The sequence below is a fragment of the Paenibacillus sp. FSL R7-0048 genome, from assembly GCF_038004505.1.
GTDB classification, from domain to species: Bacteria; Bacillota; Bacilli; order Paenibacillales; family Paenibacillaceae; genus Paenibacillus_AQ; species Paenibacillus_AQ odorifer.
Map to the genome: position 1 here is coordinate 4,664,024 of NZ_JBBORF010000001.1, position 25,910 is coordinate 4,689,933.

Annotated in this window: 22 protein-coding genes; 6 read left to right on the plus strand and 16 right to left on the minus strand. The window is 42.5% G+C overall.

The window, feature by feature from the left end:
- Window positions 1-450 precede the first annotated feature (450 nt).
- Together NSQ91_RS20850 and NSQ91_RS20855 are read right to left on the minus strand one after the other, a co-directional pair.
- The gene (locus tag NSQ91_RS20850; RefSeq protein WP_094903188.1) at window positions 451-1,113 is read right to left on the minus strand and encodes an MgtC/SapB family protein; all 663 of its coding nucleotides are present in this window, start codon (window positions 1,111-1,113) and stop codon (window positions 451-453) included.
- A 147-nt stretch (window positions 1,114-1,260) separates the two neighbouring features.
- On the minus strand, window positions 1,261-1,815 hold the full coding sequence (locus NSQ91_RS20855) for a GNAT family N-acetyltransferase (protein ID WP_081387118.1): 555 nt from the start codon (window positions 1,813-1,815) through the stop codon (window positions 1,261-1,263).
- Between the two features lie 186 nt (window positions 1,816-2,001).
- Between NSQ91_RS20855 and NSQ91_RS20860 the strand changes: the two genes are divergently transcribed.
- Window positions 2,002-2,397, plus strand: coding sequence for a DUF2871 domain-containing protein (locus NSQ91_RS20860; protein WP_076129897.1), 396 nt, complete (start codon window positions 2,002-2,004; stop codon window positions 2,395-2,397).
- A gap of 58 nt (window positions 2,398-2,455) precedes the next feature.
- Here the strand turns inward: NSQ91_RS20860 and NSQ91_RS32090 are convergent, their stop codons facing one another.
- Window positions 2,456-5,149: a glycoside hydrolase family 6 protein gene (locus NSQ91_RS32090; RefSeq protein ID WP_143763908.1), complete on the minus strand. Its 2,694-nt coding sequence runs from the start codon at window positions 5,147-5,149 to the stop codon at window positions 2,456-2,458.
- Window positions 5,150-5,557: 408 nt separating this feature from the next.
- On the opposite strand from NSQ91_RS32090, the gene NSQ91_RS20875 reads away from it, so the two are divergent.
- The gene (locus NSQ91_RS20875) at window positions 5,558-5,986 is read left to right on the plus strand and encodes a VOC family protein (protein ID WP_076183122.1); all 429 of its coding nucleotides are present in this window, start codon (window positions 5,558-5,560) and stop codon (window positions 5,984-5,986) included.
- A gap of 64 nt (window positions 5,987-6,050) precedes the next feature.
- On the opposite strand, the gene NSQ91_RS20880 is transcribed toward NSQ91_RS20875, so the two are convergent.
- The 4 genes from NSQ91_RS20880 to NSQ91_RS20895 all read right to left on the minus strand — a co-directional run bounded on the left by NSQ91_RS20880 (window position 6,051) and on the right by NSQ91_RS20895 (window position 11,289).
- Window positions 6,051-8,393, minus strand: coding sequence for an ABC transporter permease (locus tag NSQ91_RS20880; RefSeq protein ID WP_076304845.1), 2,343 nt, complete (start codon window positions 8,391-8,393; stop codon window positions 6,051-6,053).
- 2 nt (window positions 8,394-8,395) lie between these two features.
- A complete protein-coding gene (locus NSQ91_RS20885; RefSeq protein WP_076183127.1) occupies window positions 8,396-9,169 on the minus strand; it encodes an ABC transporter ATP-binding protein in 774 nt (257 codons plus the stop codon).
- A gap of 159 nt (window positions 9,170-9,328) precedes the next feature.
- Window positions 9,329-10,603, minus strand: a complete 1,275-nt coding sequence (locus tag NSQ91_RS20890; RefSeq protein ID WP_340919665.1) for a HAMP domain-containing sensor histidine kinase — start codon at window positions 10,601-10,603, stop codon at window positions 9,329-9,331.
- A 2-nt stretch (window positions 10,604-10,605) separates the two neighbouring features.
- Window positions 10,606-11,289 (minus strand): response regulator transcription factor, encoded by a 684-nt coding sequence (locus NSQ91_RS20895; protein WP_076129903.1) that lies wholly within the window; start codon window positions 11,287-11,289, stop codon window positions 10,606-10,608.
- A gap of 66 nt (window positions 11,290-11,355) precedes the next feature.
- Between NSQ91_RS20895 and NSQ91_RS20900 the strand changes: the two genes are divergently transcribed.
- Window positions 11,356-12,627, plus strand: a complete 1,272-nt coding sequence (locus NSQ91_RS20900) for a serine hydrolase domain-containing protein (RefSeq protein ID WP_076304843.1) — start codon at window positions 11,356-11,358, stop codon at window positions 12,625-12,627.
- 39 nt (window positions 12,628-12,666) lie between these two features.
- Here NSQ91_RS20900 and NSQ91_RS20905 read toward each other — a convergent pair whose 3' ends face one another.
- Window positions 12,667-13,026: a hypothetical protein gene (locus NSQ91_RS20905; protein ID WP_076129905.1), complete on the minus strand. Its 360-nt coding sequence runs from the start codon at window positions 13,024-13,026 to the stop codon at window positions 12,667-12,669.
- A 280-nt stretch (window positions 13,027-13,306) separates the two neighbouring features.
- Here NSQ91_RS20905 and NSQ91_RS20910 point away from each other — a divergent pair, with 280 nt between their 5' ends.
- Entirely contained in the window at window positions 13,307-13,516 is a 210-nt protein-coding gene (locus tag NSQ91_RS20910; RefSeq protein ID WP_076100132.1) for a hypothetical protein, read from the plus strand.
- On the opposite strand, the gene NSQ91_RS20915 is transcribed toward NSQ91_RS20910, so the two are convergent.
- The 6 genes from NSQ91_RS20915 to NSQ91_RS20940 all read right to left on the minus strand — a co-directional run bounded on the left by NSQ91_RS20915 (window position 13,513) and on the right by NSQ91_RS20940 (window position 19,446).
- The gene (locus tag NSQ91_RS20915) at window positions 13,513-13,995 is read right to left on the minus strand and encodes a DinB family protein (RefSeq protein WP_340919670.1); all 483 of its coding nucleotides are present in this window, start codon (window positions 13,993-13,995) and stop codon (window positions 13,513-13,515) included. The two genes, NSQ91_RS20910 and NSQ91_RS20915, sit on opposite strands and share 4 nt — an antisense overlap.
- 37 nt (window positions 13,996-14,032) lie before the next feature.
- The gene (locus NSQ91_RS20920; RefSeq protein WP_081386408.1) at window positions 14,033-15,136 is read right to left on the minus strand and encodes an LCP family protein; all 1,104 of its coding nucleotides are present in this window, start codon (window positions 15,134-15,136) and stop codon (window positions 14,033-14,035) included.
- A gap of 8 nt (window positions 15,137-15,144) precedes the next feature.
- A complete protein-coding gene (locus NSQ91_RS20925) occupies window positions 15,145-15,954 on the minus strand; it encodes a GNAT family N-acetyltransferase (protein WP_076304841.1) in 810 nt (269 codons plus the stop codon).
- Window positions 15,955-16,161: 207 nt separating this feature from the next.
- Window positions 16,162-16,389: a hypothetical protein gene (locus NSQ91_RS20930; protein ID WP_038572358.1), complete on the minus strand. Its 228-nt coding sequence runs from the start codon at window positions 16,387-16,389 to the stop codon at window positions 16,162-16,164.
- Window positions 16,390-16,453: 64 nt separating this feature from the next.
- Window positions 16,454-16,654, minus strand: coding sequence for a cold-shock protein (locus tag NSQ91_RS20935; RefSeq protein WP_036685790.1), 201 nt, complete (start codon window positions 16,652-16,654; stop codon window positions 16,454-16,456).
- A 683-nt stretch (window positions 16,655-17,337) separates the two neighbouring features.
- A complete protein-coding gene (locus NSQ91_RS20940) occupies window positions 17,338-19,446 on the minus strand; it encodes a methyl-accepting chemotaxis protein (protein ID WP_340919676.1) in 2,109 nt (702 codons plus the stop codon).
- Between the two features lie 178 nt (window positions 19,447-19,624).
- Between NSQ91_RS20940 and NSQ91_RS20945 the strand changes: the two genes are divergently transcribed.
- Window positions 19,625-20,029 (plus strand): CBS domain-containing protein, encoded by a 405-nt coding sequence (locus NSQ91_RS20945; RefSeq protein WP_038572361.1) that lies wholly within the window; start codon window positions 19,625-19,627, stop codon window positions 20,027-20,029.
- A gap of 53 nt (window positions 20,030-20,082) precedes the next feature.
- Here NSQ91_RS20945 and map read toward each other — a convergent pair whose 3' ends face one another.
- On the minus strand, window positions 20,083-20,829 hold the full coding sequence (gene map / locus NSQ91_RS20950) for a type I methionyl aminopeptidase (RefSeq protein ID WP_036685786.1): 747 nt from the start codon (window positions 20,827-20,829) through the stop codon (window positions 20,083-20,085).
- Between the two features lie 399 nt (window positions 20,830-21,228).
- On the opposite strand from map, the gene NSQ91_RS20955 reads away from it, so the two are divergent.
- On the plus strand, window positions 21,229-22,896 hold the full coding sequence (locus tag NSQ91_RS20955) for a cellulase family glycosylhydrolase (RefSeq protein WP_340919679.1): 1,668 nt from the start codon (window positions 21,229-21,231) through the stop codon (window positions 22,894-22,896).
- A gap of 1,255 nt (window positions 22,897-24,151) precedes the next feature.
- Here NSQ91_RS20955 and cysI read toward each other — a convergent pair.
- Entirely contained in the window at window positions 24,152-25,876 is a 1,725-nt protein-coding gene (cysI, locus tag NSQ91_RS20960; protein ID WP_076130761.1) for an assimilatory sulfite reductase (NADPH) hemoprotein subunit, read from the minus strand.
- Window positions 25,877-25,910 lie beyond the last annotated feature (34 nt).

A 25,910-nucleotide genomic window follows, 5' to 3' on the forward strand; every position in this document is an offset into this window, starting at 1 on the left:
TTTTCTCCAGTGCATTAATTGGATTAATAAACCACAAAAACAAGAAATTATTTGCAAATAAAGCGCTGATAATGTATTCTTTGATTTAAATTTTAATTTAGTTTCTCCAGTGATGGGATTAATAATAAAGGGTCATGGTTTATGTGTCAATATAAATGACATATTTTTTATTTAAAAATAAATGTAAGCGGTTAACGAAAGATAACCAACACAAAAACCACTCAATATATAACACAGACATAACATATAAGCCCATGGATTAGCATTTAATTTGAATCTTGAACCTATTAATTGGAATAGAAAGACTGAAAGTGGTATTTTGCTTGGATTAATGTGAGGGTGTGTGAATCGATGGTAAATTGAAGGTAACACTCGCATCAAAAGGAAACTCTCAAAAAGGAGGTAGCTTTTGATGCGAAGTGAGTTAGTTACATCGAAGGTGCTAAAAAATCATTGAAACTCAACGGTCTTAACCGCTGCGTCCTCTTGGATCATCGATAACAATTGTACTGGATTAAATGATTCAGGCAATCTTACAACGATTTCTACGTTTAATTCGGATTCTACACTGTTATTTTCAGCATGAAAACTTAGAACAGCGATTTTGTGTTCTTTAAGCAACTCTTGAATTCGGCCCATAGCGCCTTCTGTGTTAGCTAGACTTATAACGAGCTGTTGGGTTTTTGGTGCGGCCAGCCAGCTGTTACGACTGTGTAAGATCTTTTGCCCAAGTAAAATGATTATCGTTGCTCCTACGCCAAGAATATAAAGACCAGACCCTATAGCCATGCCCACTCCGGCTGTTGCCCAAATCCCTGCAGCAGTAGTGAGCCCTTTGACTGTGTGTCTTTGCATAAAAATCATTCCTGCGCCCAAAAAACCTACTCCGCTTACTACCTGAGCAGCTATCCGAGCGGGATCAAGAGAAAGATTAGGCCAATCCGCTTGGTCCTGAAACCCATATTTGGAGATGACCATCATGAGTGCAGCACCTAAGGCCACAACAAAATGTGTTCTAACTCCAGCTTCTTTCATCCGGCTTTTGCGTTCATATCCAACTAATACGCCACAAATTCCCGCGCCAATTACACGAAGCAAATACTCAAACTCCATACCTTCACCTTCTTTCATCATGATATGTATGTTGGATTAGTACCACGTAGGATAAAGTCGATAATCTATTTATTGTATCACAAACAAAAAACCAAAATACGTCCTCTCGCATTATGGTTAACTCGCTTTTTTATAATTTTATACTTCTTAGTTCGTATCGGAAGCTAACAAAGAGCAAATCTCCGCATCTACAAATCTACCTTTTTCAAAAAAAGATTCGCGCAACAATCCCTCATACTTAAAGCCCGCTTTCAAAAGAGACTTCTTGGAGGCAATATTAGCCGGATCATAAAACGCCTCAATTCGATGGAGCTTCATATGCTCAAAGCCATACGCAATAATAGCTGTCAGGACTTCCGTCATCACACCCTGCCGCCAATAAAGTGGAGATAATTCATACCCAATCTCTGCTTTGAAATTTCTGTGCGCCCAGTTATGATATCCGCACGAACCCATCATTATATTATCCTCACGCCTGGCTATTCCCCAGCGAATACTTTGTTTGCCTTTGAAACGTTCATCCCATCTTTCGATAAGGTTGATCGCTTGCTGTATATCGGTAAAGCTATCCAGATCATAATACTGGGTCACTTCATCTTTTGAAAAATAATTATATATTTCTTTAGCATCATCCAGTGTAATTCTTCTCAAAATAAAGCGGTCTGTTTCGAGCACAGGAAATCCTTCAACGTTATCGATCATATTTTCCTTAAGTCTCCTCTCATTTCTCTAGTAGTACAGTTCGTCGTGGAAAGTGAAACTTCCTTTAGGATATAATGTATTTTATAAACTAGTGATTTTTTTCTCCTTGTAATCATTTGTTCATATTGCGTTCTTAATTGCTTGATACACTTCAATCATAACGATAACTACAAAGGAGATATTCTTATGAAAAAATTGTATTACACGTCTTTTTTCTATGCAATTCTTGGTTTGATAGCCGGAGTGGCCTATCGCGAAATTACTAAAATGAATGATTTCACAGGAGATACTATATTAGTTGCGCTTCACACTCACATTCTAGTCTTAGGATTCTTTTTCTTTATTATTGCTATGATCTTAGACAAGTTATTTAATATCCATGAGGCTAAATCTTTTGGTGCATGGTACATTGTCTATAACATTGGTCTTCTAATCACGATTGGTGCAATGGCTACACGTGGAATGCTGCAAATTAACGGCAGTGATATTAGCTTCCTGCCCCATATTGCGGGGCTTGGTCACGCCATTGTTGGGGCTGGAATCATCTGGCTGCTTGTGCTACTCGGTAAACGAATTAAATAATACAGAAAGAGCCGCCAGGATCACTCCAGCGGCTCTTTTAATTATCCCCTGCTTTCCGTTACGGAGCAATCCCCCATACGAGAGCATCACTTTGATAAAGCGTCACTTTATCCCAGTTAGTATAAGCAGTTTTAGTAGCATCAAAGGAGTAGTCATTGGCTTCGTTAAAATTAGTCCAATCTGATTTATATATTCTGAGTTGAATATCTCCGGACTGGCCTCCAGCTGGAATGGAACCAGCCGAAGAAGCAAACGAAAGTTCAACGTAAGTGTCTGCATTCGTGCCTGTGTTGTCTGCAAAGGCGACTTGAACATTATTATTGCCGATCTGTGCCCAATCAATTGTGCCATTTAACGTCTGATTACTATCTTTAGTGAAATAATAACGGATTTTAAGTTCGCTTAAGTTCACTGCGGTTGTGCCGTTATTTTTAATATTAAAATAAGGTTTGATCTGATTGTCTGTCGCATTAGTATCTCCCGCCCGATACTGCAACGTCAGACTAGTTGCTGCTGGAGCTTGTGGAACAGCACTTGCTTGTGCCGAATCCACACTTTCTCCTACACTGTTGATTGCGCTTACAACATAGTAATAGGCTGTTCCGTTCGTTAAGCCCGTGTTGATGTAGCCAGTTGCCGTTAACCCTGTTGCTACAGTGGTGTACGGCCCTCCGCTTGTGGTCGCACTTTTCACAGTGTAACTAGTCGCACCACTGGATGCGCTCCAGCTCAGGTTTACTTTTGCATCTCCTGCTGTCGCTACCAAATTGGTTGGCGCCGCGGGAACAGTCGCCACTGCTGCTGGAGCCGCACTCGCTTGTGTAGAATCCGCACTCTCTCCCACACTATTGGTTGCGCTTACAACATAGTAATAAGTTGTTCCGTTCGTTAGGGCGGTGTTAGTGTAGCTCGTGGTCGTTAGCCCTGCTGCTACAGTAGTGTACGGGCCTCCGCTTGTGGTTGCACTTTTCACAGTGTAGCTAGTCGCACCATTGGATGCGCTCCAGCTCAGGCTTACTTTCGCATCTCCCGCTGTCGCTAACAAGGTAGTGGGTGCCGTCGGAACAGTCGCCACCGCCGCTGGGGTCGCATTCGCTTGTCCCGAATTCACACTCTCTCCTACACTATTGGTTGCGCTTACAACATAGTAATAGGTTGTTCCGTTCGTTAAGCCTGTGTTGGTGTAGCTCGTTGCCGTTAGCCTGGTTGCTACAGTGGTGTACGGCCCTCCGCTTGTGGTCGCTCGTTTTACGGTGTAACTAGTCGCACTGCTGGATGCCGTCCAGCTCAGGCTTACTTTTGCATCTCCCGCTGTCGCTACCAAATTAGTGGGTGCCGCAGGAACTACAGTGCCCCCTCCGTTACTCAGAGGAATTACAGGGTAAGCATTCTGTACCAGCTGAACAAATTGATCATGGAACCAGTGGCCTGATACAGGCGCATTAGGTAATGCACCGGTCAGTGTGCCGCTTGAGCTGGTATAAGTCGGATCACACATTCTGTCAAAGCCCTTGCCCTCATTATTTGGAATGGCACTGCTGGAGCCGTCAGATTCTCCTGGAGGTTTCACCCAGACGAATGCATCCAAATGTGAGGCTGCATAACCTGCGGGTGCTGCTTGTGGAACTTCTCCAATTCCGGCACCGCTGGCATTACACCAATTGCCGCGATGGAGACGTTTATCAATCCGACCGGAATCCGCATAAGCGTTAACGGTTGTTCCGCTTGCACTAGTCGGACGATTTGGTCCTCCCCAACCGTTACGGGAAGTATCAATAAGGAAGCCGATCGTGGAAGGCCAACCTTTTGCTACAAAACCTGAATACAATGCTGCTGTGAAATCGGCTTCATCAAAATACGGATTCCATTCATAATAACTTGCAGAACGAAGCTGCTGGCTGCCTATCGTAAGATTCGGATCTGGAAGATTAGGTTCTACTAGTGGAGTGGTATTGGCTGTATTCGTAATGAATCCATCGACACTAGCAAGTCCAGCTGTAGTGCCTGACACAACCGAAGTAAAGAGGTCGATAGCGGGGCCACGGTTAGTATCCCATCCGAGCCAGCCGGAGTGACCAATATCCATGTAAGTATACACATTTGGAATGGCATGGAGAGCATTTAAAGTGTAACGTGTAGCATCACGGTAAATATTCGTGGAGTTAGCTTGAGCACACTGTGGTGTGCTGAGATTGGTAACTAGATTCGGAAGCGAATCCGGCTCTACGATAGTCACTATACGAATGTCACTATATTTGGGCTTTGCAAAAATACTGGCGATTACGTCAACATAATCTGATTTGTAGGTTGTCAAACCCGCTGCTGTCAGTGGCAGCTCGCCATTGGAGGCCAAAGCGTGGCAATCCCGCCCAGGCATATCATAAATTACGAATGTGGCTGTAATCGGCGTGTTTGGTTGCTTTTGCGCGAGTACGGAATCTAATGTTTCCTCAAGACTTTTTCTGCCTCCGTTTTCTGTCCCGCCATAAATTGCAGCAATTCGATCCAGCCATACGGCTGTCGGATATTTTTTAATGGTCTCCATCTTGGAAACTAAAGTACTATCGGTAACCTGAGCAATAGAGGTATCAATCAGTGCGGCATAATCAGGATTAACATATGCTGTAGCTCCTACAAACGGATTGTCAACATGCGCCTCACTGGCATACGTGGTAGAAGGAGCATATCCGGTGATAACTAAAGCCATGATCGTAAGCAATAACAACATTTGCTTCCTTAGTGCTTTTGTCATTTATTATTCTCCTTTCGACAATTAAATAAATTCGTAAATAATTTATTAATAGCCACGCGATGCTACAATTGCAGTATTCACTCCTTTAAAGAATGGTCACCTCCTCTATGCCTTACCCGCACTCATCATCACCTCCCCTCCGTTTTAAAAATCTAACAAGAGCCTAAATCCTCTAACTATTTAACATAAATATAATTTTATTTAATTTATAGAAAATTATCCCTTTTCTTGAATACTACCATATCCTATTTTTAATTAGAAGATAGTAGATGAAATAAAAGTTTAATAATGAGACTATAAGAATATTTGTTTATAAACTGGTAAATGATACAATGTGGAAGTGACAAGGTATTTTGAATTTTAAGTATTTTCGAAGTAACGCTAACAAACCTTTAAGGAGTGAAAAAAATGTCCATCGATGTTTATCTTAATTTCAATGGGAATTGTCGGGACGCAGCAGAGTTTTACGCAGAGGTGTTTGGCACTGAACGTCCACAAATCATGACCTTTGGTGAAACACCACCCGATCCCAATTTCACTCTTCCTGAGGAAGCTAAAGATTTGGTTATGCACACCCGCTTGAATATCGAAGGCAGTAATGTAATGTTTTCTGATGTTTTTCCAGGTATGCCTTTTATCGAAGGAAACAATATTAGTCTTTCCGTAGTTAGTAAGGATTTAGATAACATAAAGAAATATTTCGATAAGCTTCAAGAGGGCGGTAAAGTAGTTATGGAACTGCAAGAAACCTTCTGGAGCTCTTGTTATGGTAGTCTAAAAGATAAATTCGGCATCGACTGGCAATTCAATTATGATGACGGACGAATAAATATGTAATAAAAAAACAACGGGCATGGAGTAACTAACCTCCTGCTCGTTGTTTTTTTGTTTTTCGCTTAAATTAGTCCATAATCAAATCGTACACACTAACCTTCCGAATTCGCCGGGCAACAAGCATAGACACCGCATAAGCGACTGCTAGAATGGCTGCACACAATAGCAATACTTGAGGCAAACTAACCGCCAGTTGGACATTATAAATCCCTAAACTCGAGAGCAATAGTACAAACGCTGAGTCTGAGAAAAAATACCCCCCTATGCTCCCCAAAGCTACTCCCACCACAATCACCGGAAACAGACTAAAGGTAATCTGCGTCATCAGATTAAAAGTGGTGTAACCCATTCCTTTAAGAATGCCGAACTCACGTTTCCGCTTCAGAATCAAAGTCTTAATCACTAAATACAAAATCAGACTGACTACTATAATCGTCACCACAGTGATGACTGCTGTCATAGAAGATACTGCGGCAGTGAATGTACTGAGCGTACTATCAACCGTTTCTCGAATGTTAGTAATGTTCCATTGCTTAGGGAAGCGTGCTTCCAGATCCTTCACAAAAGCTTGCGCATCTCCCCCCTCTTTCAGATACACATTGATGGACAGAGGGGTGTACTCCGGTTGAAGTCTTCTCATTCCATCACCGGTCATACTCGCCACCATTCCAAGTTGGCTAATCTGCTGGCTTAAGCCAGTAACCAAATAATTCTCCGTCACACCATTAAAAGTGATCGGGACCTCGTCCCCTATTTCTGAATTTTCCAACTTTGCAATAACACCGGAAATCACAATTTCATTATCATAAATTGGCTCTCGCCCTTTGTATATGGTTTGTGTCTCCAGCTTGCTATAATCGTCAGATACCCGGAGCATAAAGCTGGTGTTCTTAATCGAAGCGACCATGCTATCCAATACAGTCAACTTTTCAACCCCTGGCATGGCTTCTAATTCTGTAAACTTCCCCTGCTGTAGGTCACCGTTTTTCGGCAATAACAAAAAGTCGCTGCGTTCTATACCTACCAGTTCTATAACTGCTGAGGTGTCTCCCTTAAAGTTGAAATTCAATATAGAGCAAAAAATACTAGAAAAGGTTAATCCGGCAACGATCAATACGATCATCATATTCTGCTTCATCTGCCTTACTAAAGCTTTAAGGCTTAAGCTGAATTGCAGATTCATCCGGGATGTTTCGAGTGGAATTGGGTTCCGCTTGAAATTGTGAGTGAGGATTCCGCTCTGCAGAGCTGTAATCGGAGTAATGTTCCGAATTCGCCGGCTCGACAGATAGGTAACAAGTAGCACTAGTCCAGAGACAATAACCAAACTAAGCACTGCACTGACCCCTTCAAAGGATATTGGCCACAGAAGTCCGATTGAAGACGAAATCATATTCCCTACCAACGGCATAACCAGCCCAGATAACCCGCCTCCCGGTATAGCTGCAATGATGGAAACTGAGGTGAACTGTAGCAGAAGCGCATTTTTAATCTGCCATGAAGTATAACCGTTAGCTTTTAAAATACCGATGTTCGTTAAATTGTCTTCAATATGCCCCAATATTTGAAACCTGATGACAATAAGCGAGATTAGAACCATAATCAGTGCAAACACGATCAGAATGGCTGCTAAAAGATTAACAAAAACACGGTTCCCTTCGAGCCCAACCTCTGCCCGCATGACTTGAAATTGATCCGTACTTCCTGAGGCAAAAATCCGCTCACTAAGCATTTGCTCCAGCTTTACATCCTTTGAAGGATCGGTTAAATCTGCTGATAGAAAGCTGTACTGAGCTTCAGTTCCAAGACGTTCCCCCAACTGTTTATAACCTTCATCATTCAAAAATACTTTTAAAGCTCCATTAGTTAACGTCCCTAGCAACGGCTCCTCAATAAAGCCACCTATGGTATAAGAAAATGAGTTATTATCGTATACAAAAGTAAAAGTATCCCCAAGGTTATACCCCGATCCAACATGGAACAAATAAGGCAGATAGATCATATTCGCATCCTTAGATCCTAGTGGAGTCGTTGTCTTGAACAGTCCCTTGGTCCGCGGTGTATCCATGTTAAGAATTATAAAAGCTACCGTAGTGTCCGTTTGTCCGTACTTCATTTTAGCATCTGCTAACAGAATTGCTGCTTCATTCTCCCAGGATTCTGTATATGAATAACTATCCACAAGCTCCTCATACTCTTCTAGATAATCATCTTTTGGAAAATATGCACTTATTTCTGGAGTCCTTAATTCAGTCATTTTTTCTTGCTGGAAGGAATTGAGCTTCAAAATGACCGTAAGACCAATGTTCAGCAGCAGCACAGCTATCATGATAAGAATGAAGAGCGTAACCGTAGCACTTTTTCTTTTACGAATATTGGACCAAGCTAATTTTCCTATTAGGCTGCTCATCCCTACCACCCCAATTCGGTTAGAAAGGACTGTAATTGCTGCTGCCGTTCAGGTCCGTTATCTTCGCTATAAGGGGTAAGACGCAAATCTCCCACGATGACTCCATCCCGCAAATACAATATCCGATTTCCACGCAACGCGGTTTTAAGATCATGAGTAACCATAATTATACTTTGCCCTTGTCTATTCACCTCAGTAAGGACGCGCAGTACACCTATTCCTGCTGAACTATTTAACGCACCCGTCGGCTCATCGGCGAAAACCGCTTTTGGACTGTTGATCAATGCCCGGATAATCCCCGCCCGCTGAGCTTCGCCACCTGAGATTTGCGCCGGAAACTTGCCCCAGACAGAGTCATCCAGACCTACATCAGAGAGTAGCTTTTTGGCTTTTTTTACAGCCCCTGCTCTATCCTTTTGTACAAGAAAAGCACTTGATAATACATTGTCGAGGACACTCATCGTATCCAGCAGATGAATCTGCTGAAACACGAACCCACAATTCTTCCGCCGGAATATCGCAAGCTGATCATTACTCATGGCTGTGATATCCTGACCTTCAAATAGAACCTCTCCAAGTGTTGGCTTATCCATACCCGAAATGGCATACAGCAGTGTTGATTTACCAGAACCAGAGCTGCCCATGATAATCGTAAAATCACCATGATATAAGGTCAGATCCAGATTTTTCAAAACATGCTGCTGAGTTCCTCCATGGGAGAAGGTTTTTCCAAGCTTATTAGTCTGCATCAGCACTTTATTATTCACTTCGCTCATGTTGAACACTCCATTTACATTCATGCTCATTAATTGCGCTAAAAAAAATCATAGCTCTACGCGAAATATAATGGCTGCAATCTCAAGCTCATTCGTAATTGCAACCTTATCGTACGTTAAATGTTCTTAACATGTCTTTGTGCAATCCTTAGCTAATTCTTAATTCTGTCCTACTAAAGGAATTAGCAGTTTGACTGTAAATCCGTCCTCCCGATTGGAGCACAGAATGTCGCCTTGCATTTTTTGCATCATATAACGGGAAATGTACAGGCCTAGACCTGCACCATTCTGGCTCACGGCCAGAATGCCCCGAAAAAATTTATTGAATACTAAAGGCAGCTCCTCTTCAGGAACCCCGGGACCATAGTCCAGAATATCTACCTCCAGATAATGATCCGTGATCTCGAACTTAATATCTATGGGTGTGTCTGTGTAGGCATATTTGTAGGAATTATTCACAACATTATCGATCACCTGCTGCAACCGCAAGGGGTCCACCGTAATGAGACAGTCAGGCACAGATGCTGCTGAAATCCGTTCATAGAAATTCACATTATTTATAATTTGGATCAGCAGGTGGCTTTGCTCTTCCGTTAAGCTGACTTTAAGTTCATTTAGTTCCTCCAAGGTCGAATGGAACATATCAGTCACCAGACGATCAATCTGATCTGCTTTGGAGTACAAAGTGTTAAGCTGTCTGCCGGTCTTCTCATCCCTTGCGCTTAATAACATCAGTTCCGTGATCGCCTTTAACGAAGCAACGGGTGTTTTAATGTCATGACTGAGACTAGCAACCAGTTCCTTTTTACTTTTATTCGCCAAATATTCGCTGTGTCTAGCCGCTGCAAGCTCTTCCCGCATCATATCAAAGCTTTCGGTAAAAGCACCAAACAGATGATTACGATCCATCTCCAGCGGCACTTCCAGATCACCTCTCGCGATATGCTTCGCGAATTGCTGCATTTTGCGGAACGGACGGAGAACCGATCGATTCAGGAACCAAATATAGAGAACGCCTAGAACCGTAAGCAGAAGCAGCATCACAATAGAAACTTGTATAAATTGTTTTTTCATATGTATAAAGATCGCACGGTAATCATTATTAATAATCACCTTCCCCACCATCTTATCCTGAACAAAAACGTCCACTAGAGTATCCCGATTATTGATGGCTTCGTTAACAGTAACGGAAATCGCATTTCCCGTCTGATATTTAAGTACTCCCGTGGTATCTATAATGGCAAATTCATAAGGACTTTCCTTGTACAGCTTCGGATCAAGCTTGTCCCAGTTCTGTTCCGTGAGCTTCACAATGGTATTGATCGCCACTCTATCTGTTCCTGTCTCCACCTGCAAATTAAGAATTAGGAAGGTGAGCGCTAAACTTGCGGCAAATATAGTAAGCAGAAGGGCCAACAGCAGTTTTTTTGTCATAACTATTTGTCCTCAAAAGCATAACCGATGCCCCATACTGTACGGATGTACTGAGGATCATTAGGATTCTGCTCAATCTTCTCACGTAGATGACGGATATGTACATTTAAGGTGCCATCCCCCGCAAAAACATCTCCCCATACCTCAGTAAATAACTCCTCTTTGGGGATTACCCTATTTTTCTGCTGAATCAAATAGCTGAGCAATTTATATTCCATCGTTTTCAGCTTGAGAGCTACGCCATTAAGGCTTGCCCTCCTAAGTTCGGGGTCTATCTGGATAGGGCCGGCTTGGAGGATAGCTGCCTCAGCTATAACTTCGTTATTGTGGCGTTTAAGCACCGCCTTCACTTTTGCGAGCAGCACTCGCAGGGTATACGGCTTATGAATATAGTCATCTCCTCCGATATCAAGAGCAATCAATACATCATCTTCACTGGAGCGGGCACTAATAAACAAGATGGGAATCCCCATCGTCTGACGCAGCTCTTTGCATAACTGGAAGCCGGATTCACCGCCTAAATTAATATCTAGCAGTAACATTGAGACCTGATGCTCACGTAAAAAGCTTCGACAGGCATCAGCGCTTGTAACAAACGCGGTTTGAACATCGAACAAATTAAAATATTCGCAGGTGGTCTCCGCAAGTTCAGTTTCATCATCAATAATTAAACAATCATATCTCATGGATTTCTCTCCGCTTCAACAGAATTTAGTATTATGTTAGAATATGCCTTTAAGGAGGGGTTACCTGTGGATAAACAATCCCAGCGTCTGGAGCAATTTTTAGATAAATACGAACAAAGCTGGCCATTGAGCGGCACAGTCTTGATAGCTCAGCATGGAGAAATCAAGCTACAAAAAGCATATGGATATGCGAATCTTGAACATCAGGTCCCGAACGCTATAGATACCAAATTCCGGATCTGGTCACTAACCAAGTCATTCACTGGCATGGCGATTCTGATGCTAAAAGAACAAAAACGTCTGCGACTGGAAGATCCGATCCTAAAATATCTTCCTGAACAGCATGCATTCGAGGGGATGACCATCCTTCATCTGCTGGGGCATACCTCGGGTATAGCCAACTACACTTCTCTACCCGAATATAATCAAAAATTAAATAAGCTTAAGCTGACTCCACTGGAGATGTTACAGCTATTTGTGAGTCAACCGCCTGCATTTATGCCCGGCACATCGTTTTCCTATAATAATTCAGGCTATTATTTATTGGGGATGATCATTGAAAAGATTACTGGCATGACATTTGAAGATTATATCACTACTTTTATATTACAGCCTCTTGGCATGGTAAATACAGGAGTTTATAACAATCAGCAAATCATTTCAAAATTAGCCTCACCTTATCATTCCTCATGGGGAGAGTATACTCAGGGTGAATACATACATATGAGCTCTATCCTGTCAGCGGGTGCCATGTATTCGACGGCTGCTGATCTTTTCCTGTGGGACCAAGCGTTATACTCCGATCAATTAGTATCCCACGATACTCTGGAGATGGCTTTTCATTCAAGTAATCTCAAATATCGATTTGGTTGGTTCTTGGACGAACGTTATGATCGCAAAAGAATGTATCATGGTGGCGCTTATCGCGGCTTCCGAAGTGAAATGCACAGATATCCAGAAGAGCAGACAACCGTCATCATGTTGACCAATTATGATTGTGTCCCCATTACCAAGTTAACGGAATCTCTATCTGGATTAGTATTCGGTGAGCCTGCCGAAATGCCGATATTCCCGCGAGCCTTTCCACTTGATGATAGCATGTATGCTGAATATATGGGGACCTATGAGGGATTTGGCTGCAAAGCGAGCGTGGAGCGTAGGGGCCAGGACTATTATTTTGTCTGGAATGATGAAGAGGTTACACCGTTCTATTCTATCTCAGAAACAAGATTCCATCATACCAAGCATGACAGTGAATTTGAATTTAAACGAAATGAACAGGGTGAGCTTTCATTTCTGGGGATGAAAAAAAACAAACGAGTGCCGCATAAGCCATGAAATGGCTGCTGGGGCACCCGCCTTTTTTTCAGCTAAAGCCTAAGCCTTAGCCAAAATAATAAATTGTGTGAGCATCACGATTACCGCTGCAGACACCCCCAGCGAATTAATGATTGTTAAAGCATTAGGATAACTTTCTTTCCGAAACTGTGAGAACAAAGATACCGTCCATAACACGCTGAAAAATAACGACGACAACCCGGATACAGCTTCACTATCAATTCGTCTGCTCCGGAGAAACAATCCGGCAAGGGTGGCGACAGTATAAACAATATATATTACTAGCTCTATCGATGTGATAACGATCGCCTCGCCGGCAGAGAACAAACGCATTAACAAGTATTGAAAACCTAAACAGATAAACACAAGCTGGTTAAAAGATAGTCTCTTCACTCTCATAGCTTAGCTCCTTTAGGATATATTTTCACAAAAGATAACGCTTACATTGTACTAGTGATTGAATATATCTTCTGTGACTTTCCATACCCTGCCAAATATTAGTCGGATAATATCCTCACATACAAAAAAGGAAGTACACTTTGCGAAAAAGATCCGCAAGGCATACTTCCTTTTTTTTACGATTCGATTGTAGATTTAGACGGAATGGGACATCTTAGTTCCAAAATAGAATGAACAGTGGATTTATAAGATGTTTTCTTAAAATTAGGAGGTCATTGCTGTGAGAAACAAACAATCCATTGTCTTCGTGACCATTCCATTATCCGAGATCAAAAAATTCATCCTTATTGATATTGTTGCTGGATGGGTCTTTTATTTTGCTATAAAATTCCCCTTCCATTCCTTAATTGCCGCCTCTGCCGGAAGCATGTTTGGTCCTATCCTCATACGCCAATCCATGAAGTTAGTCCAAAATCGCGCCAAGTTTTAAGGTTTTAAGAACTGCTCAATCTGTTTTTTATGATGCTTATCATGTGGGATAAAACTTCTCAAGTACTTGCGAACGCTGAATTTTTTGCGATCTCCATCCTTATATTCCTGATTGAATTCCTCTTCCGTTAACCCTGCAGCTACATCTATGATTTTAGTTCTATAACGTACAAATTGTTCAATTAATGTTTGTTCAGATAATAATTTAGCATATTCTACAGCGTTAGCATTAAACTCGTTAAAATCCAAATGCTTGGTTGTGATCGGTTCCCGGAGAATTATTTTCTTAATCGCACCTTCATAAAAATATTTATCCCATAACATGAGATGACAGATGATATCCTTTAAAGTCCATTTACCAGCTGCAATAGGCTGATTCCAATGTTTAGCTGATACTTCACCTAAAGATTCTACGAACGGGATGAGGGACTTAAATTCGAGTAACATTTGCTCATTTGTTTTTGCAGCCAGAGAGATCAACCTCCACATGAAAAATAAAATAATTCAGTCACAACATCTATGCTGCGTCATCCGCAGAAGCTGCGGCCAGATCCGTATCGGTAGAGTCAGGATTCAGCCAAATCTCAATCAACTCATGGGTACGCTTCACATCATTTTCGTCAAGGATGTAATACCATTGATCCTTCCGTCTGCCCTCACCCTGCAACATATGGCTTGTGATCTCAGGAGTACCCCCTTCAAGAATTACTCTTTTCGCCAAATCAAGAATAAAGTCTGACTTCATATTGGTTTGGAAATTACTGCCTGCTATTTCGATGATTTTCTGTATATTAAGGATATTATCTACTCTCTTCATCCGTTCAAGCGCAGATTTCAAAAAGATCCGCTGCCGCTCCGTTCGTTTAAAATCAGAATCCTCCCGGTATCTTACATACATTAATGCTTCAGCGCCAGAATAAATCGGTTTGTTCGGTTCAATTCTTAATTTCTCATGATCCGGGCTCTTGTTCTCAATCACCTTGGTAATCGGAAGTTCAACACCCCCTAGAGCATCTGTAACGCCCACAAGACCGTTAAAATTAATAGTAGCGTAATATTCGATAGGCGCGTTTAATAAATTTTTAACGGTGTCTACACTCATCTGAGGACCGCCATAGGAATGAGCTGCATTAATCTTGGTTTCTTTCCTAGCTCCTTTAACCTTTTCCGCTCCGATAATTTCTGCATAGGAATCACGAGGGATCGACACGAACAATACTTTATGATCAACTGGCCGGATCACAGTATATATAATCGAATCAGAAAGCCCGTTCTCTTTTCCCCGCTGATCAGTACCCAGTAGGAGGATAGAAAATGGACGATCCTTGTTATCCGCCGTTGGTTGTAATCCAGGAGCTTCAGCGTTTTCATTATTTTCTAAAGGAACGTATGATCCATCAAGCGTGTGTTCAATAGTCGGAGCCACAACATTATTAAATCCGAAAATCAGCAGTTCTTTACGAAAAACATAAGATCCTAGCCCAGCAATAAGTACGATAGCAAGCGTAAATAACCAGATCTTTTTTTTCTTGCTGGTCTTAGTTTTCTTCTTCACCTTTTTTTTCTCAATTCTACTTAAAGAAAATGAAGAAGCTGAATGGGTAGTCTGTTTATTTTTCATTCGGATCCTTAACCCTTCCTGATGACGGATTCTACCAGCCGATAATAGGGAATCATGTAGGTTGTCTCAAAGCCTAATCTATGCGCTAAGTTGAAAGAACCCTCGTTATCCAGACGACACGCCCACACCGGCTCAAGCTGATGTTCTAGACAGTATTCTATTAAGGCTGAACAGACCGCGTAGGCATAGCCCTTCCCCCGATGTGCTTCTGAAGTTTCTATGCCAATTTCCAGTTGATGCTCATTAACAAAACCCGAAAATGCCGTAGAGGCAATTTCCCCAGCGTCAAGAATATTGAAGCCCAGCCCCTCAGCAAGAAATTGCTCTTCATTCCTCCAAAACGCCTTAGGATTGACACCTCCTGTTACCGCCAAAAACCGTTCTTTGTTCATTCGCACCACTTCAAGGTCTTGGTTAAGATAAGAAGCTTTCTGTTTCAGATATTTCTCGCGGTTAAAGCTGAAGTTGACCCTTGTATTTCTATGGAGCATTTCCTGTTCACTCCAATGAGCGATAACTTCCGGCCAGCCTCCCGCTGGATCAGCCTGCAGCAACTCTTGATGATGCCGAATCATATTTTTATTGGTTATGTAATCAAAAAGATCGCGCTTGAACTCTTCATTATCCGACTCTCCAATTAATAAAGACATTCCACAAGGGTGTGCAATGTAAAAAGCACGCGGGTTAACGATATCGTCAACATATACGCTGCCAGGTATGACTTGTTTAACCACTGACTCAGCAAACATCGTATTTATTTTCACTTTTCCTAAAGGCTCAATAGCTTTGTAATAATCTTTACGCTCTAGTCGTTTCATAATTTTCTCCTTAGATCTCACGTAATGTTTTGATAGATAACCACCAGTATGTGAGGATATTTTTTGCCGGATGACACTGTTACCTAAAATATCCCATTATTATAGACGATCTTAGGGTCGATAAGTTTCTATTTATAAGAAATTTGTGAGACAAAAAAAGACCATATCCTATCAAGGATTGGTCTACCCTATTTATTAATGATGATCTTAGGTTTTTTTCACAATCATATCGATCTCACTCTTGAGTAAAAGATATCTGACGACACTTCTCATGATCGGAACTTTAGTCAACTTATGCTGATCTACATAACTTTTCATTTGGTCTTTAGACAGCCCGAGCAAGCTTCCCGCTTCAGACACCGTCAATACTTCTTTGTTACTTGTAGCGTTAAAGGTTTTCTTAACTTTTAAATTCCAGTCTTCAAACACCTGCATTTACATCCGCCACCTTTCTATAAAAAAATCCCCAAACGATACGTTTGGGGATTCATTTTACTACTTACAGTTTTACAACATTCTCAGCTTGTTGACCACGATTACCTTGAACTACGTTAAATTCTACACGTTGTCCTTCATCCAGGGACTTGAATCCGTCACCAGTAATAGCGCTGAAATGTACGAATACATCTTCTCCACCTTCAACCTCGATAAAACCAAAACCTTTGTCTGCGTTAAACCATTTCACTGTTCCTGTTTGCATAATATAATTACCACCTTATTTTTATTTACATGTTATTCTTATCCTCAAAAAATCTCTTGCAAAATCTCTAAAAAAATAAAAATTCACATATGGTACAAGGTTATTAACGTCTAAAGAATAACCCTCTACGCTATGTGAATTCGCCAGGTAAATACTTTCGATAGATTGATTATAACACAGCTAACACCAAATAGATACTCTTCTGCATTATGAAGAAAATGGGAAGAAAGAAGGAGCTGTGCCATAAGTGATTCTACGAGCGGAGACTGACCTCCTCACTTTCAAAATCCTAAAATCAACAAAACAGCGATTCTTCTGTTATCGAAGAATCGCTGTTCAGCGTTTTTTGGTCATTTGCGGCCTGCTACGACTACACATTCATTATCCTACGGGGCTTTCGGACTCGGTAGACGTTATTTACATGTTTTTATTCTTTACCGCTAGATTTCGGACTCCAGTGACGCTATTCCTTGGAAAGAGGCTCATAATAAGCATTTTTCGGTCCAATAGCTGCACTGGAGTCCGATAACATACCAAATATCGGATAATCGTACTTTTAAGGACCACTGTGTCCGTTAGCAGGTTACTAAGCGTATTTTCAAGTGACTAAGCATCTGCTTTCGACACAGCAGTCATTTTCATAGTTTTAGGTGACAGCCCTTCTTTAAATTTGAAAAGGGAATCTAAATTTTAAAGTAAGATAATTTATCCAACAGGTCTTGCACCATTGAGCTTAGTGACTCCGACGAGGCTGAGATCTCTTCCATAGAAGCAAGCTGCTCCTCAGAGGCTGCTGCTACACTTTGGGAGTCAGTGGAAGCTTCCGAAGCAAGATCGGCTAATTGTTTAACGGTAACTGAAATTTGCTCCGTTCCCGCGGTCATCTGCTGTGCAGCTGCTGAGACCTCTTGGATCTGATCGGTTACCTGTGTCATCTCTGTCAGAATCGACGTAAATAAAAGATCACTATCAGATACACTCTGCACACCAAGAATTACTTTTTCATTGCCGACAGCCATCGCTTGTGAAGCTTGATTAGTATCTTGCACCACATCTTCAACCAAAGCAGTAACTTGTTCGGCAGCTTTTTTAGTCTGATCTGCCAGCATGCGAATTTCTGAGGCCACCACCGCAAAACCTCGGCCATGTTCACCCACTCTGGACGCCTCAATAGCCGCATTTAGTGCCAACAGATTGGTCTGTTTACTTATGTTCGAAATCAAGCCGATAATCCCGCTGATCTGAGCAGATCGTTCGCCTAAACGTTCAATCGCCAGACTCGTCTCATCTACAGACAGCTTTAACTCCGACATTTGATTCACTGCCATTTGCAGCTGGGCACTGCCCTTTTTCGTCTGATCGGTAACTTCATCTGCAGACGCAGACACCGATGACGAAGAGTCAGCGATCCGTTGCACTCCAACATTCAGCTCGCTCATCGCCATTGAAGAATCACCCGCATAATCATTCTGCAGCTGCGCTCCTTCGGCTACTCGTCCAATTGCCACAGCAATTTGTTCAGCAGCTTTCCCAGTCTGCTCAGCGTTAGCTGTCAGCTCTTCAGAGGTAGCTCCGACGGACATTGATAGATCAGCGACAAGTCCAAACATTTCTCGAAGCTTATGGGTCATATGATTAAAATGTGTAGCCATTTTGCCGAATTCATCATCATTTCGAACCTGCAGGGTTTGAGTCAAATCCCCCTGAGACATTAGCTGCAATTTCTCAGATAACAAGCGAAGCGGTTTAACTACCATCAACCATAGTTGAAGACCAACAATAACAGCTAAAATCAAAATCCCAATAATCATAATGATAAAAAATTCTGTTTTAGCTTGTTCATAATCAGCCATGATAACATCCTTAGAGATCGCTGTCTGTGTGTACCAGACCTGGTCACTTCCAGGCATTGGTATCGGAACAAAAGTCCGCAGCACGTCTTCTCCCTTGGAATTTATCGTGTATCCCAGTTTGGCCTCCCCATTCTTCACACGCTTCCACAGTACTGTTTTATCTTCTGTATCACCGAATTCTTTGAGTACACTTTGAGGATCATTTGGGTTGGCTGCATATTTGCCATTACCAGTGATTAAAGAAACATAACCTCCCAGAGGTTTATAGTTAACGGCTTCTTCCTGCAATTGGGTTAACGAAACATCGAACCCTACAGTCCCCAGAAATGCACCCGTTTTATCCAAAATTGGCAGCATGACCGAAATCATCTCTATAGCTCCACCAGTCGTCTCATAGGAGTAGGGTTCAATATAGACCGGTTTTTTCTCTTTTTTTGGTAAAAGGTAATAATCACCCGCACCTTCTACATCATAATTCTTTAAGGGTTCAACCTTTATTGCACCTTGATTTCTAAAGACATAAGGAATAAAACGCCCCGTACCATCATCATATGGCATCTTATTTATATTAGCCTGATCGTTCTGATCAAAAGCATTGGGTTCCCATAATATGCTCATCCCAAAAATTTCTGGTCTGTGCTCAAGCATAGTTTTCATTGTAGAAACAACATCTTCACGGTCCAAGGTTTGACGTTCTCTTGATTCAAGGAGTACTTCAGCGAGCGCTTCACCCGTCGACTGAATGTCTATCATTCTATTCTGAATGGTCTCCGCATAACTTTTTCCTGCGACCTCTGCCTGAAGTTCACCGTTGGATATGCTCACACTACGCAGATTAGCCAGGTTTGCGACTAAACTAAAGAAAAAGATCACAATAATTACTAAACTTACCACCATAACAAATTTAAACGTTAATGAAAGCCTTCGATACAATGCCATCTGAACAACTCCACTCTAGGATAATATATCTTTAATCGACAAAATACGACCTCTATTCAATAGGACTTATTACCTATAATTCAAGGGGTGAAAATTTAAAATTCTATCCATTCCAAAAGTATGTTTAAATAAAAGTAGCCTAATCAAAAAATAACATAATACAAAGGAGTTCATGCCGATGGAAATATCCTCTTTTTTGTTGCCAAAAGATCAAGTCGCCTATATCACTAACTCACTATCCATGCTGGAAGCCTTAGAACAATTAGAACAGCACCATTACACGGCTATCCCTATTATTGATAATGAAGGAAAATATGTAGGAACACTTTCGGAGGGTGATCTATTGTGGAAGCTGAAAAACACAGCAGATTTAACCTTTGACAATATAGGGGAAGTTCCAGTAAGCGACATCCAAAAGCATGTTCATAACGAAAGTGTTCTCATTAATGCAGAAATGGAGGATATGCTGACGCTTGCTGCGGATCAGAATTTCGTTCCTGTGATTGATAATGAGGGTGTATTTGTTGGAATTATTAGGAGAAAAGATATCATTGAATATTACACTCGCAACATTACAGATTAATAAAAAATGACCAATCTCCATTACGGAGACTGGTCATTTTATTTTCATCAAAATTACAGTTCAGTCAGGATAATCGTTCCTTGTGGGGTAATCGCTAAAGTATGCTCATATTGTGCTGACAATCCGCCGTCAATGGTACGCGCAGTCCAACCATCCGCATCAATTTTTGTTCTGTAACTGCCTGTGTTCAGCATGGGCTCAATGGTAAATACCATCCCCTCTTTAAGACGAGGCCCTCTCCCTGCTGGACCATAGTGAGGTACTTCCGGAGCTTCATGCATTTCTGAACCGATCCCGTGGCCAATAAAATCACGCACTACAGAAAACCCGTTAGACTCTGCATAAACTTGGATGGCATGCGCAACATCGCCAATACGGTTGCCTGCAACCGCCTGCTCGATTCCACGGAATAAAGATTCCTTAGTAGTGTCTAGAAGTTTGGTCGCCTGTTCACTAATATTGCCAATCCCGTAAGACCAGGCCGAATCTGCCAACCAGCCGTTTAAGTTAACAACCATGTCAATGGTTACGATATCCCCGTCTTTTAGCGGCTCTTTTTTCGGGAATCCGTGGCATATTACATCATTTACAGATGCACAGGTTGCGTACGGGTACCCATTATATCCTTTTTGCTCAGGAGTAGCTCCTTGAGACAATATAAATTTTTCTGCAAATTCATCAATTTCCCAGGTCGTAATACCAGGCTGCAAAATTTGCGCAATTTGACGATGACATTCAGCGAGAATTTTTCCCGCCGCACGCATTTTTTCGATCTCTTCCATCGTTTTCATGATAATCATAATATCGCCTCTTCTGTACAGAACACATCGCTCTCGGGCAACGGTTCTTCTTTTGTATTTAGTTTACCCTTTATATTATGAAAGAAAATCGCGAGAAATCCAAATCATTAGGCAAAAAAAATTATATTTTCCTTCCTGAATCTAAAAATAACATCATTTCTTATGAGAATGTTAGATGAAAGACGAGTGCCTTATCAGCAATTTCTCTTATCTTTCTAATAAAACATAAAGTTATTGTTATCGTTAAATTATTTATTATTCCTAAAAATTCCTTTATATGTTATATTCAAAATAACTGAGGAGGTGATACATGCCTGTAATTGAGTGCATTTACTGCAACCACCTGGAGGATACGCATAATCAAAGAAGCAACCCTATTTGATTAAGGAGGAAATGTTGATGAAATTCAGAAAGCATTTTTCGTTCCGGAAAATCAGTTTGTTAGTATTAATTAGTATCCTTACTCTTTCTATTTCTTTACCTCAACAGCAGGCAGCGGCTGCGAACACTTCTGTTAAAGGTTTTTATGTAAGCGGTACCACTTTATACGATGCTACTGGCAGTCCTTTTGTAATGCGTGGGGTGAATCATGCACACACTTGGTACAAAAACGATCTGGCTACTGCAATACCGGCCATCGCAGCGACTGGCTCCAATACCGTCAGAATTGTACTTTCTAATGGCAGCAAGTGGTCTCTCGATACTTTAGCTGATGTCCAAAATATTCTAAAGCTTTGTGATCAGTATAAAATGATTGCCATGCTGGAAGTGCATGATGCTACGGGCTCAGACAACACCTCTGATCTTAACGCTGCAGTAAACTATTGGATCAGCATCAAGGATGCTTTGATCGGTAAAGAAGATCGTGTCATTGTGAATATTGCTAATGAATGGTACGGTTCTTGGAACACTGCAACATGGGCCAGTGGATACCAAGCGGCAATTCCTGCGTTAAGAAATGCGGGCATTAAGAACACTTTAGTTGTAGATGCAGCGGGATGGGGTCAATACCCACAATCTATTTTCACTAGTGGTCAGGCTGTATTTAATTCAGATACCTTAAAAAACACTATTTTCTCAATTCATATGTACGAATATGCTGGAGGTAATGCTGCTACAGTCAAGAGTAATATCGATAGTGCCTTGGCTATTGGAGCCCCTGTGATTATCGGCGAATTCGGTGACAAGCACACGGGTGGAGATGTCGATGAAGCCACCATTATGAGCTACACGAAGGAAAAAAAGGTGGGCTGGCTCACCTGGTCCTGGTATGGTAATGGCGGAGGCGTTGAATATCTGGATCTAGCCAGCGGTCCAGCAGGAACACTCAGCAACTGGGGAAATACAGTCGTTAATGGAGCAAACGGAACCTTAGCACCCTCCGTGCTTAATAAAATTTACACAACACCTGGTTACCAACCTGTGCCGGATGGTGGCACTACACCAACACCAACACCTACACCAACACCAACAGCTACAGCTACACCTACGCCTACACCTACGCCAACACCTACACCTACACCTACGCCAACAACTACACCTACGCCAACACCTACACCTACACCTACGCCAACAGCTACAGTAACACCTACAGCCACTCCTACCGGCTCGCCATCCAGTAATCTGGCACTTTACTACCGTGCAGCAGATACCAATGCTACTGATAACTCAATCAAGCCCTACTTCAACATCTATAACAACGGAACAACGGCAGTCAATTTAAATGGACTGAAAATTCGTTATTACTTTACTAAAGATGGAAGCGCCTCTCTCAATGGAGTAATCGATTGGGCGCAGGTCGGTGCTTCTAATATATCGGTTGCCCTCGGGTCCACAAGTGGGACGAACGCCGACTCTTACGTTGAGCTTACTTTCAATGCTAGCGCGGGCTCCATACCTGCCGGTGGGCAGTCAGGAGAAATCCAATTACGCGTGCACAAAAGCGACTGGTCTAACTTCAATGAAGCAAATGACTATTCGTTCGATCCAACCAAAGTTTCCTTCAGCACTTGGAACAAAGTAACCCTGTATCAAAACGATGTACTGATCTCCGGTATCGCTCCTTAAACACATAAACCAGCGAGCCTCCCGGAATTGGAGACTTGCTGGTTTTTAAATTGAATCTGTTGTAGCGCAGATGTTGGGATCTTACTAGATTATTGTAGATCAAATGAAGGCTGTTGCTAGATTTGTCAGTCAACGGTGATCTACTGCTGTTAGCCTGCTCCCGGAATGTTACTACTCTGATGTTAGTCTACCGCTGGACTGTTACTACTTTGATGATAGTTTACTGCTGCTCGTCTATTGTTCCGCTAGTCGTTTGCTGCTCTTTTGTTTGGCTGTTCTGCGTTACTTCACTATTGCTCCTGCTGTTCTGCGTATTACTCTACAATTGCTCCTACTGAGCTAATTTCACTCTGTCCCACTATCTAATATGAGCCTTTCACTACTCTAATGTTAGTCTACTACCGCTCGTCTGCGCTCATCTGCCGTTCTTTACCTTTTGAGCGCTTTGTTGTGATTTTCGGACTCAGATGACGCTATTTTTGCGATTTAAGCCGTTTTGAGCAACTTTCGGACTGGAGAGCCGCTATTCCTCTGAAAAAGGCCTGTTCCTGTCTCTTTTCATCCCCATAACGGCGCTGGTGTCCGAACACTCGGCAAATTGGCAAGATTTCAGGAAATAAGGGCTCCTGAGTCCGTCACCTTGTTAGTCTACTGCCGCTCGTTGCGCTCATCTACTGCTCTACTATTGCTCATCTACTACTCTTCTACTACTCTTCTACAACTCTTCTACTTCTCTTCTGCACTCATCTGCTGCTCATCTGCCGTTCTTTACCTTTGGAGCGCTTTGTCGTGATTTTCGGACTCAGATGACGCTATTTGTGCGATTTAAGCCGTTTTGAGCAACTTTCGGACTGGAGAGCCGCTATTCCTCTGAAAAAGGCCTATTTCGGCCTCTTTTCATCCCCATAACGGCGCTGGTGTCCGAATACTCGGCAAATTGGCAAGATTTCGGGAAATAAGGGCTCCTGAGTCCGTCACCTTGTTAGTCTACTGCCGCTCGTTGCGCTCATCTACTGCTCATCTACTGCTCTACTATCGCTCATCTAATACTCATCTGCTACTCGTCTGCGCTCATCTGCCCCTCATCTACTACTCATCTACTACTCATCTTCTATTCGTCTGCGCTCACCTACCGTTCTTTACCTCTGGAGCATTATGTGTACGACACGACACCTCGCGCATCTAACTACGACCAAACCACAAAAATCCCGGCAGCCATCAACTGGCCCCGGGACATTTTTAAATCTACTTTCATTTAGTCATGGAAATTAAGTCCAGAGGTAACGGCTTTAACATAATCTGCACGGATCACGAAATCTCCAAAATGCTCGCCTTGTTGACGTTCTTTGGCATATCGGTGAAGAATAGGTTCAAGCGTCTCTAGGATCTCCTTCTCATCTATGTTTTCTTTATACATTTTATTGAGGCGATCACCCGTAAAGCCTGCTCCTAAATACATATTGTATCTGCCAGGAGCCTTGCCGATAAACGAGATTTCACCCAGCGCCGGTCTAGCACAGCCATTAGGGCAGCCGGTCATTCGGATCACAATTTCCTCGTCACGCAAACCAGCTTTATCTATAACAAGCTCCAGCTTATCTATCAGCGAAGGCAGATAGCGTTCCGCTTCAGCCATCGCAAGTCCGCAGGTTGGCAGTGCTACACAGGACATGGAGCTGCGCCGCAATGCAGAAAGATGTGCTCCATCTGTTAGTCCATGCTGTTTAGCCAGCTCAGCTACTTTGCGTTTTTTGGCAGTAGTGACGTTGGCAATCGTTAGATTCTGATTCGGCGTTAGCCGGAAATCTCCAGTATGAATCTTAGCAATCTCCCGCAAGCCAGTCATCAAGGTGTATCCTTCTTGGTCATGAATCCGTCCGCTTTGGATATAAAGTGTCAGATTCCATTTTCCGTTGGTACCCTTCACCCAGCCGTAACGGTCTCCGTTGTGATCAAAATGATAATCACGTGCTGCTTCAAGCTGCCATCCGAGTCTTTCATGCAGTTCGTCTACGAACCATTCCAGACCATGGCGGTCAATTGTATATTTGAACCGTGCATTTTTGCGGACAGAGCGATTGCCATAATCCCGCTGGATTGTTACGGTCTTTTCTGCCACATCAATCAACTGTTCCGGACGGCAAAAACCAATTATACGTCCCAACTGAGGATAAGTACTGGTATCGCCATGAGTCATCCCCATACCGCCGCCTACAGAAACGTTGAAGCCGACTAGCTTCTCATTTTCCAGAATGGCGATAAAACCCAGATCTTGCGAGAATACATCCACATCATTAGAAGGAGGCACCGCTAGACCAATCTTGAATTTACGCGGTAAATATACCGGACCATAGATCGGTTCTACTTCCGCACGTTCGCCTAAGCTATCTACTACCTTCTCACCGTCCAACCAGATTTCATGGTAAGCAGGCGTACGTGGTGATAAGTGATCACTTACTTTGCGCGCCCATTCGTAGACCTCTGCATGCACCTCTGACTGGTAAGGATTCGGATTACTCATTACGTTACGGTTAACATCGCCGCAAGCTGCCAGCGTCGTCATCAGCGTATCATTAATGCTGCGAATGGTTTTCTTAAGATTCCATTTGAGTACCCCATGCATTTGAAACGCCTGTCTGGTAGTCAGACGTAAGGTTCCATTGCCGTATTTTTGTGCCAGATCATCCATCACTAGCCACTGCTCTGGTGTCGCTACCCCGCCTGGGGCAACTACACGAAGCATGAACTGGAATGCAGGCTCCAGCTTTTGCCGTTCGCGCTCGTTGCGTAAATCCCGATCGTCCTGCATATAGCTTCCGTGAAATTTCAGCAGCCGATTATCATCTTCCGGCAAGCCTCCGGTAATCGGATTGCTTAATGTCTCAACAAGCGCGCCCCGCAGATAGTTACTCTCTTGCTTAATGTGCTCAACATCGCTTGGAGGCCCGCCGATCGGCTTAACCTTTTCATTGTTTGCCATTGTTGTTATCTCCCCCCGAAGTCATTCGATAACT

Excerpts from the sequence above, each read along its gene's own strand:
- NSQ91_RS20850 (WP_094903188.1), bottom strand. The coding sequence starts at position 1,113 with ATGGAGTTTGAGTATTTGCTTCGTGTAATTGGCGCGGGAATTTGTGGC.
- NSQ91_RS20855 (WP_081387118.1), bottom strand. The coding sequence starts at position 1,815 with ATGATCGATAACGTTGAAGGATTTCCTGTGCTCGAAACAGACCGCTTT.
- NSQ91_RS20860 (WP_076129897.1), top strand. The coding sequence starts at position 2,002 with ATGAAAAAATTGTATTACACGTCTTTTTTCTATGCAATTCTTGGTTTG.
- NSQ91_RS32090 (WP_143763908.1), bottom strand. The coding sequence starts at position 5,149 with ATGACAAAAGCACTAAGGAAGCAAATGTTGTTATTGCTTACGATCATG.
- NSQ91_RS20875 (WP_076183122.1), top strand. The coding sequence starts at position 5,558 with ATGTCCATCGATGTTTATCTTAATTTCAATGGGAATTGTCGGGACGCA.
- NSQ91_RS20880 (WP_076304845.1), bottom strand. The coding sequence starts at position 8,393 with ATGAGCAGCCTAATAGGAAAATTAGCTTGGTCCAATATTCGTAAAAGA.
- NSQ91_RS20885 (WP_076183127.1), bottom strand. The coding sequence starts at position 9,169 with ATGAGCGAAGTGAATAATAAAGTGCTGATGCAGACTAATAAGCTTGGA.
- NSQ91_RS20890 (WP_340919665.1), bottom strand. The coding sequence starts at position 10,603 with ATGACAAAAAAACTGCTGTTGGCCCTTCTGCTTACTATATTTGCCGCA.
- NSQ91_RS20895 (WP_076129903.1), bottom strand. The coding sequence starts at position 11,289 with ATGAGATATGATTGTTTAATTATTGATGATGAAACTGAACTTGCGGAG.
- NSQ91_RS20905 (WP_076129905.1), bottom strand. The coding sequence starts at position 13,026 with ATGAGAGTGAAGAGACTATCTTTTAACCAGCTTGTGTTTATCTGTTTA.
- NSQ91_RS20920 (WP_081386408.1), bottom strand. The coding sequence starts at position 15,136 with ATGAAAAATAAACAGACTACCCATTCAGCTTCTTCATTTTCTTTAAGT.
- NSQ91_RS20925 (WP_076304841.1), bottom strand. The coding sequence starts at position 15,954 with ATGAAACGACTAGAGCGTAAAGATTATTACAAAGCTATTGAGCCTTTA.
- NSQ91_RS20930 (WP_038572358.1), bottom strand. The coding sequence starts at position 16,389 with ATGCAGGTGTTTGAAGACTGGAATTTAAAAGTTAAGAAAACCTTTAAC.
- NSQ91_RS20935 (WP_036685790.1), bottom strand. The coding sequence starts at position 16,654 with ATGCAAACAGGAACAGTGAAATGGTTTAACGCAGACAAAGGTTTTGGT.
- NSQ91_RS20940 (WP_340919676.1), bottom strand. The coding sequence starts at position 19,446 with ATGGCATTGTATCGAAGGCTTTCATTAACGTTTAAATTTGTTATGGTG.
- NSQ91_RS20945 (WP_038572361.1), top strand. The coding sequence starts at position 19,625 with ATGGAAATATCCTCTTTTTTGTTGCCAAAAGATCAAGTCGCCTATATC.
- map (WP_036685786.1), bottom strand. The coding sequence starts at position 20,829 with ATGATTATCATGAAAACGATGGAAGAGATCGAAAAAATGCGTGCGGCG.
- NSQ91_RS20955 (WP_340919679.1), top strand. The coding sequence starts at position 21,229 with ATGAAATTCAGAAAGCATTTTTCGTTCCGGAAAATCAGTTTGTTAGTA.
- cysI (WP_076130761.1), bottom strand. The coding sequence starts at position 25,876 with ATGGCAAACAATGAAAAGGTTAAGCCGATCGGCGGGCCTCCAAGCGAT.